Source organism: Flagellimonas sp. 2504JD4-2 (assembly GCF_053642935.1).
On sequence record NZ_JBSIOV010000001.1, the window covers coordinates 748,993 to 767,192 of the forward strand.

The 18,200-nt window shown below is 39.2% G+C and carries 17 protein-coding genes; 11 read left to right on the forward strand and 6 right to left on the reverse strand.

From position 1 onward, the window contains the following. The first annotated feature begins 28 nt into the window (after window positions 1-28). Window positions 29-619: a hypothetical protein gene (locus ACULLH_RS03530; RefSeq protein ID WP_454087343.1), complete on the forward strand. Its 591-nt coding sequence runs from the start codon at window positions 29-31 to the stop codon at window positions 617-619. On the opposite strand, the gene ACULLH_RS03535 is transcribed toward ACULLH_RS03530, so the two are convergent. The 4 genes from ACULLH_RS03535 to ACULLH_RS03550 form a co-directional block, all read right to left on the reverse strand. Further along, a complete protein-coding gene (locus ACULLH_RS03535; RefSeq protein ID WP_454087344.1) occupies window positions 616-1,278 on the reverse strand; it encodes a hypothetical protein in 663 nt (220 codons plus the stop codon). The genes ACULLH_RS03530 and ACULLH_RS03535 overlap by 4 nt on opposite strands. Window positions 1,279-1,641: 363 nt before the next feature. Beyond that, on the reverse strand, window positions 1,642-2,754 hold the full coding sequence (locus ACULLH_RS03540) for an alanine racemase (RefSeq protein WP_454087345.1): 1,113 nt from the start codon (window positions 2,752-2,754) through the stop codon (window positions 1,642-1,644). A 19-nt stretch (window positions 2,755-2,773) separates the two neighbouring features. Beyond that, the gene (locus ACULLH_RS03545; RefSeq protein ID WP_454087346.1) at window positions 2,774-3,256 is read right to left on the reverse strand and encodes a DUF1569 domain-containing protein; all 483 of its coding nucleotides are present in this window, start codon (window positions 3,254-3,256) and stop codon (window positions 2,774-2,776) included. An 80-nt stretch (window positions 3,257-3,336) separates the two neighbouring features. After that, window positions 3,337-5,718: a TonB-dependent receptor gene (locus tag ACULLH_RS03550; RefSeq protein ID WP_454087347.1), complete on the reverse strand. Its 2,382-nt coding sequence runs from the start codon at window positions 5,716-5,718 to the stop codon at window positions 3,337-3,339. 246 nt (window positions 5,719-5,964) lie between these two features. Here ACULLH_RS03550 and ACULLH_RS03555 point away from each other — a divergent pair, with 246 nt between their 5' ends. Further along, window positions 5,965-7,044 carry a sensor histidine kinase gene (locus ACULLH_RS03555; protein ID WP_454087348.1) on the forward strand — a complete coding sequence of 360 codons (1,080 nt, stop codon included), beginning with the start codon at window positions 5,965-5,967 and terminating at the stop codon, window positions 7,042-7,044. A 1-nt stretch (window position 7,045) separates the two neighbouring features. Beyond that, a complete protein-coding gene (locus ACULLH_RS03560) occupies window positions 7,046-7,801 on the forward strand; it encodes a LytR/AlgR family response regulator transcription factor (RefSeq protein WP_454087349.1) in 756 nt (251 codons plus the stop codon). A gap of 52 nt (window positions 7,802-7,853) precedes the next feature. Here ACULLH_RS03560 and ahcY read toward each other — a convergent pair whose 3' ends face one another. After that, entirely contained in the window at window positions 7,854-9,170 is a 1,317-nt protein-coding gene (gene ahcY, locus ACULLH_RS03565; RefSeq protein WP_454087350.1) for an adenosylhomocysteinase, read from the reverse strand. A gap of 73 nt (window positions 9,171-9,243) precedes the next feature. Here ahcY and ACULLH_RS03570 point away from each other — a divergent pair, with 73 nt between their 5' ends. From ACULLH_RS03570 to ACULLH_RS03600, 7 genes are all read left to right on the forward strand, one after another. Then, the gene (locus ACULLH_RS03570; RefSeq protein WP_454087351.1) at window positions 9,244-9,885 is read left to right on the forward strand and encodes a 4'-phosphopantetheinyl transferase family protein; all 642 of its coding nucleotides are present in this window, start codon (window positions 9,244-9,246) and stop codon (window positions 9,883-9,885) included. A 43-nt stretch (window positions 9,886-9,928) separates the two neighbouring features. Next, window positions 9,929-10,189, forward strand: coding sequence for a YkoF family thiamine/hydroxymethylpyrimidine-binding protein (locus tag ACULLH_RS03575; protein ID WP_454087352.1), 261 nt, complete (start codon window positions 9,929-9,931; stop codon window positions 10,187-10,189). Then, entirely contained in the window at window positions 10,173-10,811 is a 639-nt protein-coding gene (gene pnuC, locus ACULLH_RS03580; protein WP_454087353.1) for a nicotinamide riboside transporter PnuC, read from the forward strand. Before ACULLH_RS03575 ends, pnuC begins: the two co-directional genes overlap by 17 nt. After that, window positions 10,766-11,329, forward strand: a complete 564-nt coding sequence (locus ACULLH_RS03585; RefSeq protein ID WP_454087354.1) for an AAA family ATPase — start codon at window positions 10,766-10,768, stop codon at window positions 11,327-11,329. The genes pnuC and ACULLH_RS03585 overlap by 46 nt, the downstream gene beginning before the upstream one ends. Then, window positions 11,326-12,864, forward strand: coding sequence for a DUF4301 family protein (locus ACULLH_RS03590; protein ID WP_454087355.1), 1,539 nt, complete (start codon window positions 11,326-11,328; stop codon window positions 12,862-12,864). Before ACULLH_RS03585 ends, ACULLH_RS03590 begins: the two co-directional genes overlap by 4 nt. A gap of 825 nt (window positions 12,865-13,689) precedes the next feature. After that, window positions 13,690-13,992, forward strand: a complete 303-nt coding sequence (locus ACULLH_RS03595) for a hypothetical protein (protein WP_454087356.1) — start codon at window positions 13,690-13,692, stop codon at window positions 13,990-13,992. A 135-nt stretch (window positions 13,993-14,127) separates the two neighbouring features. After that, complete coding sequence (locus ACULLH_RS03600; protein WP_454087357.1) at window positions 14,128-15,471, forward strand: sigma-54-dependent transcriptional regulator; 1,344 nt, start codon at window positions 14,128-14,130, stop codon at window positions 15,469-15,471. Here ACULLH_RS03600 and ACULLH_RS03605 read toward each other — a convergent pair. Further along, window positions 15,446-17,905, reverse strand: a complete 2,460-nt coding sequence (locus ACULLH_RS03605; RefSeq protein WP_454087358.1) for an ATP-binding response regulator — start codon at window positions 17,903-17,905, stop codon at window positions 15,446-15,448. The two genes, ACULLH_RS03600 and ACULLH_RS03605, sit on opposite strands and share 26 nt — an antisense overlap. 80 nt (window positions 17,906-17,985) lie before the next feature. Here ACULLH_RS03605 and ACULLH_RS03610 point away from each other — a divergent pair, with 80 nt between their 5' ends. Next, the gene (locus ACULLH_RS03610; protein ID WP_454087359.1) at window positions 17,986-18,141 is read left to right on the forward strand and encodes a hypothetical protein; all 156 of its coding nucleotides are present in this window, start codon (window positions 17,986-17,988) and stop codon (window positions 18,139-18,141) included. The last annotated feature ends 59 nt before the right edge of the window (window positions 18,142-18,200 follow it).

Sequence of the window (18,200 nt, forward strand, 5' to 3'; positions counted from 1 at the left end):
TTTTTTACTAAAATTTTGCTTGGTGATTATGAATCCAAATGGTATTGATATTTCGCCATTAATGATTGGTGAGGAGTTTTCAAAATATGAAAACGAATTTGTTATTGTAGATAAAAGCCTCGAAGACGAAAACTACTTGATGTTCCCAGGTTGTGATTATGCAATTTCAAAAAGCACCTTAGCCGACGTTACATATATGGGTAGGCCTGTTCTGGCGGTAGGCATTATGGTGGAAAACGGTATCATCGATGGAATTATAGTTATGCAAAAAGTCTTTGACATTGAATCATTTTATATAGATGTTGAAAATAAATATGGTAAAATATCTGGAGTTACAATAAGAAGTGATGGGAGGAATTATTCTTCTAATGAATTAAAAGAGATGCAAAAAAAATCTCGATTGATAAACGATTATGGAAGTGAATCAACTCCGAACATTTCAGAATACCAGCAATTTGAATCAGTGATTTGGGATGATTTCAAGACAAGTAGGAAAAACCCACAGGACTTTCTATCTTTTTTAAAGATAAGCGTATCGAATAGGTTAACAATTATGGGAGATTGTCAATATACAATGGAAATATTAATTAAATCTCACAAAAAAAAGGCTACTAACTAGATACGTATTGCAGTGAATTTGTTGGCAATGATATAGGGTTGCCCTAAGTTAAGAGTATTAGGGCAAATATCCTCATTACCGAAAATCAAAAGCGTTGCCTCAGGGTGGTGTTCATATCCCTTGTTGATTCCTTCTACTGTTCTGTTAACTTTTAAATTAATATTATGGTAGGCACAAACATTTTTTACAGGGATTAACAATTGTTCTGGTATTCTAAAAAATGTTCTGTCATCCATTTTAAAATTTTCCCTTAGGTTAATAAAGGATTTATTAAAAGGGAACCAATTTCCCATATGGGTTTCAAATGCCAAATATAAATCAACGATGAAATCATTTGTATTGGAATGAAACCCAGTTAATTCACATTCAAGCTTATTTTCATGATATATACTAAGCAAAGGATGTTTATCCAAAATATTAATTTTAATATATGGAAGATAGGAAGATGCGAAAACTCCTTTTAAATCAATGGTTTGATGTGATGTTATTCTCCAATTCTCGATATTAATAGAGTTTCCTTCATTATTTTGCTCATCAATAAGGTAATCAAATTCCATAGCATTGTTTGTCCCTATTTGTCCTTCAAACTTGATTAACTTAATCCTTCCTGTCTGATAAAACTTGGTTTGGTTAGTCCGCTCTATTAATTTCGAAATCATAAGGATAAATTGGTGGAATTAGAATGGTAGAGTATGTTATATTTATATAAAAGAACTTCTAATTTAGAACGATTAGTTAAGTGTGTGATGTAGATATGATTCTTTTGAATCCTATAAAATATCAACCTTGCACAATTTCCTGCACATTTTGGACGCACGTGCATTATTAAATGAACCTTAATATTGTAAGCCCTGATTCATGGACTTTTAATTTCAAATATAATTATGTTTCTCTGTATTTGAACAAAATTTCATGTATCAAAATTGGTTCATTTCCCTCCTAGCTTTTATTTGTTCACAAAGTCCTGCTTGTATCTTTTTTTTCCATGATCTTGGAAAAGTTCTTCATGGACCTGTTGAAAATTAAAACCGAAGCTTTCGTTTTCGGGCAGAGATTTCCCAAGAAGCCATCTTTCGCCCTTTTTCGATGACAGAAACCTCATCATGCAGATTAATGGTCGGGCAAATGTGATAGGGGACCCCATAAAGGACGTCTCCTATCTTCAGTTGCTCCCAATTGGATACTTTGAGCACGCCATGTTCTTCACTTTGTGAAAGCAGTTCATAGTTGTCAATATTTAAAAACTTGACCCTTTTGTCTATTGGGTTTTCAGAAGCCACGGATTTATGTCCTAAATCTAGGGTAACAATCCCTTCCGTAGGTTTTGAGATAATGCGGGTGACCAGTAAAGCAGTATACTTAAAGTTTTGCTCACTCAACTTATCACCATAACCCCAATCCCATAAAACACAGGTGCCTGGACTGGTAATTCTCGATTCTTGTAAAAGATGTGAAGTAAAGGAAGGTGTCCCACCACAAACCAGCTCAATATTCGGATAGATTTTTTGCAAGGCCTCAAAATAGACGGTCACATCTTCAAATCCGGATTCGATCTTTTCGTTTCGAACCGAAAAATCGGCATCTCTTAAATGTCCATCATAAACATGGAGACCTTTAAATTCAATGTTTTTACAATCCCTAATTACCAAAAGAAGCGAATCAAGAGCCGATCCAATCTTTATTCCTGAACGGTTCATGCCATTGTTGATATCAATATAAAGATCGACTTTGGAGTCTCTTTCAAGCGCTTTTTTGTTGAAAATACGGACTGTGTCCTCATCATCTACAATAGTTGCGAAATTGGTAGATGGGAAATGCTCCATCAAATTGAGAAAACGATCAATTTTGGGTCCAACCAATTGATGTGCTATCAAAACTGAATGTGCCCCGGCCTCAGCGGCAATTTCCGCTTCTGCTATGGTTGAAGCCTTAAAATTGGCAATATCCGAGGCCAACAATAGCTTTAAGACCTCCGGCATTTTGTTTGTTTTAATGTGTGGCATCAGCCTATCAGTGTTGCCATCGACCAAAGTCGCCATCTCATTGATATTGAACTTCAAATGTTCTTTGTATAGCACCACGGAGGGTGAATCTACGGTGTCAATATTTTCAATTTCGAACCAATTGTCTTTCATATTCTGCTCTGGTCTCCGATTATTTTTTTACGATGTCCCGAACAATTTTTAGATGATGCCGGGTATGTATTTTTAAGAACCTAATACTCTTTTTTTTATCTAGCACGCTAAAATAAGGATGTTCAAAATGAACATTTGCCTCCAGACCTTGAAGGACTTTTAAATTTTCCTTCGCCATTTCAATTTGCCGATGCAGATCTTCGGTCAGAATCACATCTGGCGGGCGTACTACTTTCGGAGATTTGGCAACACCTCTAGGAAAATCTCCCCATGCATAGATTAAAGTTCTCGTAAGGTTAAAGTTCGATTTGTATTCGTCAGGATTGGATGCTTCCAACGCCTTGCATATCACATTGACGGTCTTGAGCATATGGTCCAAATGCCAGGCCACGTCAACTTTGGATACTTTAGGATTTATAGAATCCCTATGTGGGATATAATCGACAATTTGGGAAAACTGCTCGTCTAAAAAGTTCGGGTCGGATTCGGAGTTCTTATTCAAAATGATAATAGTTAATCCAGCTCCTAAAACTACTAAAAAAAATAACCCTGCCTTTTTCGTGACGAACAGTTTTGTAACACTTAAAATTGAAAGCGATACCCAAAGTCCGGAAAAAACCCTATTTGATCTTCGCGATCAATATTGTTGGTCAACCTATTGTACCTTCTAGAAAAGATATTGGTCCGATTAGTTACATTTTGAAGGTCGACATAGAATTGATGGGATAATTTTTTCCCCTTGCTGTTGATCTTCAGTCCAAGTTTTACATCCCACCGAAAGTAATCGTCATATTGTTGGCTGTAGGCCAGGTCATCAAATAGGACCTCATATCCTGCATTCCGCGAAGCTTCAAGATCAATGGGAGTGTAATATCTCCCCCCGGAATACGTCAATCGGGTATCCACAAAAAGCTTGTTCCTTCTGGACCTTCCCATCGGAAATTCCTTTCCTGCCAAAAGATTTATAACCTGTCCATTGTTAAAGGGAGAATTTCGTTCGATGCCATCACTACCGGTGTATTTACTCTGATAAAAAGAAGAGGTCAGTAACACGTAATAATCATCGCTAAAGAACTTTTCCAAGGTCAACTCCACCCCTCTGTTTGTGGCGGTTCCTTGGTTGACAAGGGATACGGCATCATTGCTAAATCCAAAATCCGCTCCTTCCGTCAAGGTAGAATAGCTCGATGGGAATGGGTCTACGGGAACATTATCGATATCTTGATAGTAAGCTTCAACTTTTCCGCGCCATTTATCTCCCAGTTTCACATCATACCCAAAGACATAATGGGCACTTCTCACAAAATCCAAATCCCTGTTGGTTTGTACGGTGCTTCCATTGACCTCCTCATTCAGAAATAATATTGGGGTCGGACTATTTTGCGAATGAAGACCGTAGCCTAAACTGAATCTATGTTTCTCCGTAGCTTCGAAACTTAACCCGGCCCTGGGTTCAATGGCAAACTGCTGATTTAGATTACTGTAAAGCCCATGAAGTCCTGTGTTCAACGTAAGTTTTTTGGTAAGTCTAAATTGACTTTGGACAAAGGGTTGAACCAACGAAAGACTTTCATCAGTGTCAATTAGAGTTACAAGGTCGGAGAACCCATCGCTATCATTATCTGGTTGTTCCTCACGGTCTTGGTTGATGTAATCCAAGGTCAAATGTTCGTACTGCACTCCTGTTCTTAGGGTAACCCTGTTGTTCAATTTTGTGTTGAACAAGGATGAAACCGTAAATCGATGTTCCTTTTCATCATCTTTAGTATACAACAAAAGGGTTTCTTGGGGTGTGTCTTTTTCGAAATAACGGTCCGCGGTATATTCGCTCGAGGAAGTGGTGTAACCCGCTACTGTTCTAAAAAATGAATTTTTTCCTAAGGGAACAGTGTGTTTCACTCCAATTACGCCAAAACCAGATTTAACGTAGGCATCCTCATCCTCCGCTGCAAATAGATCATCGGCCTCAATACTATCTCCTAAAAACTCAATATCCGAAGTTCCTCCTATTCCAAAAAGGGATAAACTACCAAGTTTCCCTTTTCCAAAATTTAGATTGAAAGAGAAATCTCCATAATTCGGATTGGCCGAAGTTCCTGCTCCCGCGGAACCAATCAACCCAACAAGGGAGTATCGGGCAGCAACCAAAAAGGAACCTTTTTTACCCAAAGGGCCCTCTCCAGTGGCCTCTACACCTGAAAATGCACCCACTTGGGCTGCAAACTCATAATCATCCACATTGCCATTTCTCAGGCCAATATCAAAAACACCGCCTATGGCATTCCCATATTCTGCTGGAAAGGCTGAGGTAATAAAATCGGAATTTTTAAGCATGTTGGGATTCAAAGCGGATACCGGACCTCCGGTCGTTCCGGCCGAAGAATAATGGTTCGGATTTGGAACAGGAATTCCCTCTATTCGCCAAAGTAGGCCGGTAGGGGAGTTTCCTCGGATAATAATATCGTTCCTGCTGTCATCCGGAGCGGAGACTCCGGCAAAATTGGCGGCCAATCTACCAATATCGCCACGCCCACCAGAGAATCTGCCCACCTCCTCAATACCAAACTGCCTGGCCGAAACGGTGGCCATTTTGTTTTTTGGACGATCTAAGTTGGAGTTTGAGGTGATGACGACCTCTTTGAGCGCATTAAAACTTTCCCTTAATGTGATATTAAGTACAACATCTTTCCCGGTGGTAACTTCGATGTTTGGGACATAGGAACTCTCAAAACCAATGTAACTTATCCGAATGGCCTGTCTGCCAATGGGAACATCTTTAAGTGTAAATTGTCCATTCAAATCAGTTATCACACCCGTTGCAATTTCCATGTCCAGAAGCTCGACTGTAGCACCTTCCAAAGGACTTTCAGATTGTTTATCAAGAACTACACCCTTGATAATACCGGTTTGCGAAAAACCGAGGAATGAAAACAAAAAAGTGATTGCCAAAATGGTCTTTTTCATGATAGGATTATTTTTAGTTTACTCGAAAGTCTCTTAAACATTTGGTTTGAAGAGACTTGAAACTCCTAGGATGTTGTTTGGTCCCTTAGATTGGCATCACTCACCTCGAATTGTAAATACACAGGGTTTTCTCCTGATTTTCAATAAAAACCTTCAGATGACGCTTCAAGTGGTTTTTTGACGATCAAGAAATAGACCTGTCCTATCTTCTTTTATGATCAGTATCTTTACCCTAAGGCAAAGCATATGTTCAAAAAGAAAAGGGTATATAAGTTCTTGTTTCGATTGGCGGTGATCAACGTGGTCTTTTTCCTTGTGAAGATTACCATGGAACCCGACGAGGACAAGGCCCATACTTTTTTTAACCCGACAAGTATCTTTTATTACGTCACAGCTTTCATTTTATTTATGGTTACCTGGGAGCTCAACGATTGGTTTCTTGAAAAACAGCGATCCAAAGGTGGACTCGATTTTAAAAGTAGCTTGGTGATTATTGTGAAAAATATGGCGCTGCTAGCTCCCGTGGCTGCCCTAGTATATTATTTAGGCTTATTTCCTTTAAGGGAACCTTTGGGGATTATTTGTGATGATCCACCTTTAGTGGAGTTTACTGTGGATTTTCTAAGGGCATGTCTTTTGGGCTTGACCGTTATCTTTTTCAACATGTTCCACTTCGCCATGAATCAAAGGGATGAAATGAACAAGCAAATGGAGGATTTAAAAAGGGAAATGACCGCATCAAAATACGCTTCACTTAAAAGCCAGATAAGTCCACATTTTCTTTTTAATAGTTTAAACACGCTCACTTCATTAATGTATGAAGATCGTGATCTGGCTTCAGATTTTGTTACCCGATTGGCATCTAGTTATCGCTATATTTTAGATAATCGGGAACAGGATTTGGTCAGTTTGAAAAAGGAAATGGGATTCTTGGACGCTTTTGTTTTTATGATGGATGTCAGACACAAAAATGCCGTTGTGATCAAGTCGGAAGTGAAAGTACGGACAGACAATTACCTGATTCCAACCCTGTCACTTCAAATGTTGGTCGAGAATGCCATTAAACACAATTACTACAGTAAGGAAAAACCCTTGCATATTGAAATTTCCACAATTGGCAACGATGCCCTAGTAGTACGGAACAATTTGCAAAAAAGAGAACTGAAGGAGGAAACAACCCAATTGGGATTGAAAAATATTAAAAAGCGATACGCCTATTATACCAACAAGCAGGTTTTGGTTCGCCAAGAAGACGATTTTTTTGAGGTGATCATTCCACTTTTGGACAAAGAGGTCATAGATATGAATTTGATAGCAATATCCTAACATGAAGGCAGTAATTGTAGAGGACGAAGAGTTTGCATCCAAGCGTTTGGCACAACTCGTGGGAGAATTGGCCCCAGAGATTGAAATTGTTGCCAAAATAAGTTCCGTGGAGAGTGGAACGCAGTGGTTCAACAAAAACAGTCTACCGGATTTGGTGTTCTTGGACATTCAACTCAATGATGGTTATGGGTTCGACATTCTGGACGGTATGGAAGACCATCCGCCTGTAATATTTACCACAGCCTATAACGAGTTTGCCATCAGGGGATTTAAATACAATGGGGTGGATTATCTTTTAAAACCCATCGTAAAGATGGATTTAAAGGCAGCTCTTGAAAAGTTCAAAAAAAATGTGACCCGAAATGGTAAAGGTGCCACGGAAAACCTGGAACATTTAAAGCAATTGTTCCATAAAGAATATAAGCACCGTTTTATGGTCAAGGTGGGCAATCAGTTTAGGTCTTTTAATGTAGAGGACATCGCCTTTTTTAAATCTCATGAGGGAATGATTTGTTTATTTACACATTCAGGGCAATCGTATCCCATTGAGTACACCATAGATCAATTGGAAAACATTCTTAATCCCATCCACTTTTTCAGGATTAACCGAAAATTTATGGTATCGGTGAAGGCGGTGGTCGAGATCCATAGCTATTTCAATAGTCGCCTATTGCTCAAACTACTGCCCAAGGAGGAAGAGCAGGTCATTGTATCTCGCGAACGTACCACCAACTTTAAAAAATGGTTGGATATGTAACAAAAAACCCCCGCAGAACTGCGAGGGTTTCCATCCGATTTGATTTCCAAATCTAATATCTATAATATTCAGGCTTATAAGGTCCTTCAACTTTCACACCGATATAATCGGCCTGATCTTTTTTAAGTTCAGTAAGTTCAGCGCCCAAACGTGCCAAGTGAAGTTTGGCTACCTTTTCATCCAAATGTTTTGGAAGCATGTAAACGTCATTTTCATACTTGTCACTGTGGTTCCAAAGCTCGATTTGGGCCAAAGTTTGATTGGTAAATGAATTACTCATCACAAAACTTGGGTGTCCTGTGGCACAACCAAGGTTTACCAATCGACCTTCAGCCAATACAATAACATCTTTACCTTCGATGGTATACTTGTCTACCTGAGGTTTGATTTCATCTTTGGTATTACCATAAGCATCGTTTAACCAAGCCATATCAATTTCATTGTCAAAATGACCAATGTTACACACAATGGCTTTGTCTTTTAACCCACGGAAATGCTCTTCGCGAATAATGTCCTTGTTTCCAGTAGTGGTAATGACCACATCGGCCTTACCTACAACGGTTTCCAATTGCTTTACTTCATACCCATCCATACAGGCTTGTAATGCACAAATAGGGTCGATTTCGGTAACCGTCACTATTGCTCCAGCTCCTCTAAAGGATGCTGCAGTTCCTTTACCTACGTCTCCATATCCCGCAACAACTACTTGTTTTCCTGCCAACATGGTATCTGTTGCTCTTCGAATCGCATCAACAGCACTTTCGCGGCAACCATATTTGTTATCAAACTTTGATTTGGTAACAGAATCATTCACGTTAATGGCGGGCATGGGCAATGTTCCATTTTTCACCCTATCGTATAAGCGATGCACCCCAGTGGTGGTTTCCTCGGAAAGCCCTTTGATTCCAGCTGACAACTCTGGGTATTGATCTAGAACCATATTGGTAAGGTCTCCGCCATCGTCCAATATCATATTTAAAGGTTGTCTTTCCTCACCAAAGAACAAGGTCTGTTCAATACACCAATCAAATTCTTCCTCTGTCATTCCTTTCCAAGCGTAAACTGGAATTCCAGCTGCTGCTATGGCCGCTGCGGCATGGTCTTGGGTAGAGAATATATTACAGGAACTCCAAGTAACATCGGCTCCCAGCTCTACCAAGGTTTCAATAAGAACCGCGGTTTGGATGGTCATGTGCAAACATCCAGCGATTCTTGCTCCTTTCAGAGGTTGTTCGTTTCTATATTCTTCACGCAATGCCATTAGACCAGGCATCTCCGCCTCTGCAAGTTCAATTTCTTTTCGTCCCCAATCTGCCAAGGAAATATCCTTCACTTTGTAAGGAACATATGGAATTGTCTTTGTGCTCATATTTAACTTCGTTTTCTTTTTGTAGCTTAGCTATTATCGTGTGCAAAGATACGAAATAGCTTAACTCTTAGTCGTGCCTATTTACAAAACCATAACAATTTCACCCACCACTTCGGCATATATTTGGAAGGTTACCGAACCGGAGAAGGAATTGTCCACAGGTGTGGAACTCACATTGCATTGCCAAGACCGAATGGATGGGATGAAATCGGAAATGCATAGAAGGGCATTTTTGAGCATTCGGCACCTAATGGATGAGGCAGGATATAAAGACCATGATCTCTACTATGACGATTTTGGCAAACCCCATTTAAAGGACGGTAATCATATTTCCATTACCCATTCCCACAATTTCACTGGGATAATTGTAAGTCAATCCGATGAGGTTGGTATTGATATTGAAATGCAGCGGGACAAAATTTTGAGAATAGCGAATAAATTTACCCCGTTGGAAGAATACCGAACACTGGCAAACACCGATGCGATTATCAGAAAACTGACCATAGTTTGGGGTGCAAAAGAATCACTTTATAAAATTTATGCACAGCACGGCCTTAGTTTTTTAAAACATATTGATGTCATGGATTTTGCCTTTGATGACAAAAGAACGGTGGCCCAAATTCTCTATAAAGGGAAAAAATCACATTATGAGGTTGAATTTTTAGAATTTGAGGGCTTTACCTGTGTTTATGCGCTTCGAATGATGGGCGGTTGATGCTTCTTTTTAGTAGCTTTGCCCTGAAAATTTTGCGTGGCCCATGAACATTTCCGTAGAGCTTACATTGACCCCACTTCAAGATGATTTTGAACCTTCAATCATCAATTTCATTAAAAAATTAAGAGCTTCTGGACTTACGGTCCTGGAGAATCCGTTGAGCACACAAGTATATGGAGCCTATGATGAGGTGATGGAGCTTCTTCAAGGGGAGATAAAAGAAACTTTCACGAATTTGGAACATGTGGTATTGACAATGAAGTTGGTAAAATCGGATCGAAGCGGGTATGAGCCACATTTTTGATTGGATTTTTTCGCAATATCAAGACGTCCCTACGCACTTGGTCGTTCTGGAGATGATCGGAGTAGTATTTGGTTTCTTGAGTGTTTGGTACTCGAAAAGGGAGAACATTCTGGTATTTCCAACAGGAATAATAAGCACAGGAATCTTTGTCTACATTTTATTGGTGTATGGACTTCTTGGCGATATGCTTATCAACGGTTATTATTTTATAATGAGTGTAATAGGATGGTACCTATGGACCCGAAAAGTTGATGAGACACACTTTGTGCCCATTACCAAAACCACTGAAAATGAAAAGAGGTGGTCTGTTCTGCTTTTTATTGGCACAATTCTATTTGTAAGCGCAGTTTATTTTGTGGCGGATAAGTTTGACACATGGACGGCTTATGTGGATACTATTACAACGGCTATCTTTTTTGTGGGGATGTGGCTGATGGCGAAGAAGAAACTGGAGAACTGGACATTTTGGATCATTGGGGATGTAATTTCAGTACCCTTATATCTTTATAAAGGATTGGTGTTCTCATCATTCCAATATTTTTTATTTACGATTATTGCCATTTACGGTTATAGAGCATGGAAGAAAAACTTAGGCAAGAGCCCTCAGACCTTGTTAAAGTAGTCCTTTTTGGACCTGAGTCAACTGGAAAGACGACACTTTCACAACAGTTGGCCAGACATTACAATACTGTTTGGGTTCCGGAGTATGCGCGCGAGTATTTGCAGAATAAATGGAACAATGAACGGAAAACCTGTGAGCCGCATGATCTATTGCCCATAGCAGAAGGTCAAATCCGTTTGGAAAATGAGCTTTCCAAAAAAACAACAGATTTGCTTATTTGCGATACTGATCTGTTGGAGACCAAGGTATATTCTGAAGCCTATTATATTGGACATTGTGATCCGGTCTTGGAAAAATATGCGCTGCAAAACAACTATGATCTCTATTTTTTGACCTACATAGATACGCCATGGGAACCGGATGACTTGCGGGACAAACCAAATGAAAGAGAAGAAATGTTCAAGTGTTTCCAAGAAACCTTGGAAAAATATGACAGGAATTTCGTTATCTTGAAAGGAGATAAAAAAACTCGACTTCAAACAGCAATCAACCATATCGATAAACTCCTCAAATCATGAACAAATTAAGTCAACAAGACTTGGCCCAAATGGAAAAAAAGGGCATTTCCAAAGAAAAAGTTGAAAACCAAATAGCAACCTTCAAAGCAGGTATTCCATTTGTAAAACTGGAGAAAGCTGCTGTGGTCTCGGACGGAATTTTAAGGTTTTCTGCAGATGAGCAAAAAGAACTTATCCAATTTTTTGAAGATGAAAGAGGAAGGATGGACCTTTTAAAGTTTGTGCCGGCATCGGGAGCAGCTTCCCGCATGTTCAAGGCCATGTTCAGCTTTTTGGACACCTATAATGCCGCAGAAGAAAAGTTGTCCGACTATATAGAACGCACTGGGGATGCTGCCGTTAAACAGTTTTCGGATACTATGGAAAACCTTCCCTTTTATGATTTGATTATGGAAAGGATTTCCGGCAAAGCAGCGAATAAGGATGAAGAAGTATATCTTTTTGTCAAGGAAATGCTGGTAGCGGATGGATTGGATTATGGTTTTTATCCAAAGGGCTTGCTACCTTTTCATAAATATGGCTCGGGAACCGCTACTCCCTTTGAGGAACACCTGAAAGAGGCTTCATTATATGCGAAAACGGATGGGAAGGCGAATCTTCACTTTACCATCTCCGAGCAGCATGATACGATGTTTAAAGAAGAGCATACGTTGGCTGCTCCTAGAGTTTCGGAGGCTACAGACACCACGTTTGAGGTAACGTATTCCAATCAAAAACCATCCACGGATACCATCGCAGTAGATATGGAAAACCAGCCATTTAAAAACAGTGATGGGTCATTATTGTTCCGTCCGGGAGGCCATGGTGCACTAATTGAGAACTTAAATGATCAAGATGCCGATGTGATCTTTATCAAGAACATTGACAACGTGGTTATCGATGAGAATCTAAGTGAAGTTGCCAATAGTAAAAAGATGTTGGCCGGAGTTTTGCGAAAAGCGCAAACAAGGGCTTTTGGTTATGCCAAAGCAATTGAAAATGGGACTATCTCCGAAGGAGACGCTCAAGAAATTAAAGCTTTTCTGGAGGAAGAACTCAACGTAAGATTCTCAAAAGACTATGCAAACCTAGGGTTGGATGAACAAGTTTCCATTTTGAAAGACAGGCTTAACCGACCGCTAAGGGTATGCGGGATGGTTAAAAATGAAGGTGAACCGGGAGGTGGCCCATTTTGGATAAGCGATGAAAATGGAAATATCTCGTTGCAGATTATTGAATCGGCCCAGGTCGATTTGTCCGATGGGCAGCAAGCTTCGATTCTTAAAAACTCAACGCATTTTAATCCGGTGGATTTGGTATGTGGAATTAGAAACTACAAGGGAGAAAAATATAATCTGTTGGATTTTGTCGATGTGAAACAGGGTTTCATAACCGGAAAGACAAAAGAAGGCAAGGAACTTAAGGCCTTGGAACTCCCTGGATTGTGGAATGGGGCCATGGCATTCTGGAATACGATATTTGTTGAGGTACCCTTGGTTACCTTTAATCCTGTAAAAACCGTGAACGATCTTTTAAAGCCCACACATCAGGTGTAAAAAAGCATAAAATTTGAGTAATTAGACCGTTCTAGAATTACTGGAGCGGTTTTTTTGTGACCTTTTTTCAGAACCTGTGTCTAATTAATTGAAAAGGTTAGATAAAAAGGAATTGAATACGGTTGTTAGATAAAAAGATAAAGATTTTACTAGGCGCAGGCCTAGGATTTTTGGTTGGTTGATTTGGTTTTAAAGGTCGCACAAAGTGCGGCCTTTTCTTCTATGTGACTTTGACCGTAAAGTGGTGTCTAATAAAAAAAAGAAGAGAATGGAGTTCAGCCAATTTGGGACATAAGTATTTCTAGACGTCGGTGTCTAGATTTTTTGGTTGGCAGGAGGGCTGTGCTTGCACGGTCCTCCTTTTTTTGTGACCAAATCAAAAAACAGGTGTCCAATTAGATGAAACACAGCATATGATTTTTGAAATAGTACTTATTCTCGGTTTGTTGTCATTTGTATTGGCAGTTTTTTTGGTAGTACCTCATTTAAATCGAGAATATAAAAAGGAGAAAAGAAAGAAACTAGGATAATGCTATGCAAACACTAACCTTTGCGTTATCCGCAATAGCTGGTTCTGTTCGTATCCTGTTTGCTCCATAACAGGGAATAGGAATTGGCGATTTAAAGGCTGCGAAAGCAGCCTTTTTTTGTATAAAAATTACACAGCCGGCATATTTTTTACACAAAACTATACAAACAGGGAAATCGATAAAGAGCATACAATTCGTTGATATACAGGAGATTGTAAATAAACAACACATCAAAGAGAAGATGGCACTGGATTTTCATACATATGGTCAAGTTTAATTTTTTAAAAAACACATCATGAGAAAATTGATTTTTGCCACAGCCCTTTCCTTTATCGGACTAACCGCTTTTGCACAGGAAGAAACCGCAGAACTACAGACCGATAATACTATCATAAAAACTGTTCAGGATTTTGAAGAGATCAGCGTTTCGGATCTTCCGGATGCTGTTAAGGCGGCGGTTCAAAAAGATTACCCCACTGCAAGCATCGATAAGGCATACAAGAATGAGTCGAATCAGTTCAAATTGGAGCTTTCATTGAATGATGGCGCTAAAGGCACTGTCTATGCCGATGCCGATGGCAACTGGATAGATTTATAACATAAGTTTTGATTAATCGTGTTAGGTTAGTTTGGTTTGATGGGAGCTGCGGATGTGGCTCCCGTCTTTTGTGATAATTTTACCAAACACATAAAATCCCTTATACTCTGAGTGTCGTATATATGATACTGAGATATGCCCAAAATCTTGATCATTGAGGACGATACCGCATTTTGCCAAATGCTCGAAAAGTTTTTGGCACGACATGGTTTTGAGGTTTTTCCATGCTTTAACTTAAAAGAGGCAAAAAAGCATCTAGCTGCGAATTTTTTCGACATTGTCCTATCCGATGTAAGACTACCCGAAGGAGATGGTGTCTCGCTACTCTCCAAAGTCAAGGAGGAATCTCCAAAGACCCACGTAATTTTAATGACTGGTTTTGCCGAGGTTAAAACTGCGGTAAGCGCCATTAAAAAAGGAGCTTTTGATTATGTTTCCAAACCTTTTACTCCGGAAAGCATATTGCAGGTTATAACTGCGGCATTGGATGACAATACAAATGAAAGGAAACCTCAAGGGTTCGAACAGACACGGCCCACAGCTAAACCGAAATTGACTACAGGGATTGTGGGGAATAGCGAAGCTTCGAAAAAAATACAACAGTATATTGAACTCATCGCACCTACCAACATGTCGGTTCTACTGACTGGGGAAAGTGGCACTGGAAAAGAAGTTACCGCTAGAACAATCCATAACAAAAGTGATCGAAAACATAAAAAATTTGTAGCCGTTGATTGCGGGGCCATTCCCAAGGAATTGGCAACCAGTGAGTTTTTTGGACATATCAAAGGAAGTTTCACAGGTGCAATTGATGATAAGATCGGACATTTTGAGGCGGCGAATGACGGAACTCTTTTTCTGGATGAGATAGGAAACCTGTCCTATGATAATCAAGTGCAATTGCTTAGGGCGATTCAGGAACGCAAAATAAAACGAATTGGGAGTACCCATGAGGTTTCTGTGGATGTACGAATCATTTCGGCAACCAATGAAAACTTGATGGATGCAATTGGGCAAGGAGGTTTCAGGGAAGATTTGTACCATCGTTTGAATGAATTTTCAATAGAAATTCCATCGTTAAAGGATAGGGCAGACGATTTGATGCTCTTTGTGGAGTTCTTTTTGGGAAAATCCAACGAAGAACTTAACAAAAACGTTAGCCAATTATCTGAGGAGGTCAAAAAAAAGCTGCTGGCTTATGATTGGCCTGGAAACCTTAGGGAGCTAAAGAATGTGATAAAGCGAGCTGTTCTCTTTACCGAAGGGGATACCATAGATTTGGATGCTATTCCCCAAACGCTTCAAGCCGGATTGAAAGCAAAGGAATTGACCAATTTTTCAAAGCATGATTTTGAAAAAGACAGGATACTCAAAGCGCTAAAACAAACAAACTTTAATAAAAGTAAAGCTGCCAAACTTTTGCAAATGACTAGAAAAACACTGTACAACAAAATCAGTTACTATCAGCTGAAAGTGTAGTCAAATAAGCTTGCATTTCTTTTTTTAGATTCCAAACGGAATGCTCCAGCAACTCTAGGTCTTTCAGGATATTTTTAAAAGAAGTATTGGGTGTAAGGTGCTCAAAACCCTCTAAAAAACCAACTGCACTTTCGATTTTCAATTGCCTGAACATGGGGAGCATTTTATGGGAAATGGCCCTAATTTTTCTATAATTCTTTTTTTTGATAGCCTTGGAAAGCAGTAAGAGATTTTTATCCGTATTACTTAAAAATATATCAAGAACCTCGCACACAGATTCGTTGTTATCCAAAAAAGAAGAAAGGATTTCCGTGCTAAACAGGGTAGTGGATTTTGTTTGAAATTTGTTTGTGTCCCTTTCGGTAGAATCAAAGGATTTTTCCGATTCATTTAGAATCCTTAAAAGACTTGACGTAGAAAAAGGTTTTAATAAAACATCATCAAATCCAGCTTCGAGATAATGATTTCGCGAAAACTTTCGCTGACCTGTCATCGCAATTATGGGTTGATTATTGTAATTGGGAACAGTGCCTTTTCTAAAAGCTTTTACCACCTCAAATCCGTTGGTTTTGGGCATTTGAATGTCCGTTAGAACCAAATTATAAGTATTCGGGACTTTTTGCTTCAATGCATTAAAACTTGAAAATGTCTTTACGGTAATACCATGAGTTTTGAAGACTTCGGTCAGGAGCTTTAGTAAGTTTTCATCATCATCAAGAATAACCACGGAAAATCCACCCTCAAAATCAGGTCTTTTCAGTTTTTCTGTAGAGACCTTGTTATTCGCAAATTTTAAGGGTATGGAAAAGGTAAATACACTTCCTTTATCGAGTTCGCTCTCGACAATCAGTGTCCCTCCAAGTATTTCGGAAAGCTTTTTTGAGATAGTAAGGCCCAGTCCGTAGCCTTTGGTGTTTTCTTCACCAGAGTTTGCTAGTTGGGTGAATTCCTTAAATATTACTTCCTGTTTTTCCTTTGCAATGCCGATTCCGGTATCGAATATTTGGATGGTGACGGTGGAAGCTGAATTTTCATTTTGTACAAAGGCTTTTAGTTTTATGGACCCCTCATGAGTGAATTTGAACGCATTTCCGATTAGATTGGTCAGTATTTGCCGAATTCTTTGGGCATCGCCGATAATAGGTGTTTTTAGGACTTCTTCTACATCGATTTCCAGTACTAGGGATTTTGAGTTATGGACCTCTTTAAAACTGGAGGCAATTTCAATAAGTAGCTTCGAAAGAATAAAGGAAGAATTTGATACTTGTATTTTTCCTGCTTCCAGCTGTGAAAACTCCAGAAGGTCATTGACTAAGTATTCTACATAACCGGTAGAAGATTTAATGTTTTTAAGGTAATCGAGTTGTTTACGGTTCAATATGTCCAATTCCATCAATTCCAAATACCCCATAATGCTGTTTAGGGGAGACCGTAGATCGTGACTTACTGTGGAAATTAGCTGCTCGCGACTTTTTAGAAGACCCTCAGAATACGATTTTTCCTTTTCCAGTTGAGCCCTATAGGATTGGGTTTTCCAGTAGTCATTTGCAATTAAAAAGGTAAAGATGCAAACTAGTACGAATCCGAGGATTGCGGTTGTCCACGCAAGCAATGACCCCCTTTTTAACAAGGTTTGCTTATTGTGGTTCTCGGAATGGATTTCCAAGATAATCTCTTGCTCGAAAGCGGAAACAAAGCTTCTCAGTTTTTGGGAAAGTTCCAGGTCGGCCTTGTATGCCTGAAGTTCTTTGACCATCATTGAGCGTTCCAATTTTACATTTTCGGTTTTGGCTTCTTGCAAAAGGGATTTGGATAAGGTCAAAATCGAATCGATATTGGGAACACTTGCTTTTCCCAATCCATTTTTTGGAATGTTTTTGTTTAGAATGACTACATATTCGCGAATTGATTTTTGTGTTTCTATAGGAAGTGAATGGAAATCTGGAACAAAAGCCTCAGGGGTTATCCTTCCCATATCAATTTCCATCTGTTTGAATGCTTCCAGTAATGAATCCAAAGGGGCATTGTTTTCGTTTTTAACCTTCAACTTTCTTTGTTCGGCATAGTTAGCGGCCTTTTGTTCCAGTAAATGTTGAATACTATCGAGTTTAAAAATTTGTTTGTCACTGTTCAGTATCAATTTTAGGGACTGTATGGAATTGCTGACAGAATCTACTTTATTGGTATACGCTAGAACATTTTGCTTTTTTTTATGTTGGAGAGCCAATTTGGAAAGATTTTCCGCTTCGTAGAGTTCCGTTAAAAATGCATTGACTTGCAACAACTTCGTACTTCCATCTTTTTGGTCCTGAATTTCGGTGTAGTCTTTAAATTCAGCATAAATAAAATAGCCCGCCAGAAGCACAAGAGTGCCCAATGTTAAATAACTGGTAATGATTTTTACGGCAAATTTATTTCTGGACTTGGGGAGCATAAAAAAGTGTTGCTGAATTATATACGTTGCAATGCGGGGCAATCAGCGTATCGAAAATGTTAATTAAGATGTTTTTTGTTATGAAAACTAATTCCTCGGTAGTACATTTGCGCCATCTCAAAGGGGTGCTTCCCGGTAGTTATCGGGAGGCTGAGATTATACCCAATGAACCTGGGCGGGTAATGCTGCCAAGGGATTGCGCCAGGCGCATCTTGGAATTTCAACGTTTCTATTGAAACAAAATCATTTTAATCAACAAGAATAATAGCCCCTTTTATTCGTAAAAATTTTTTAC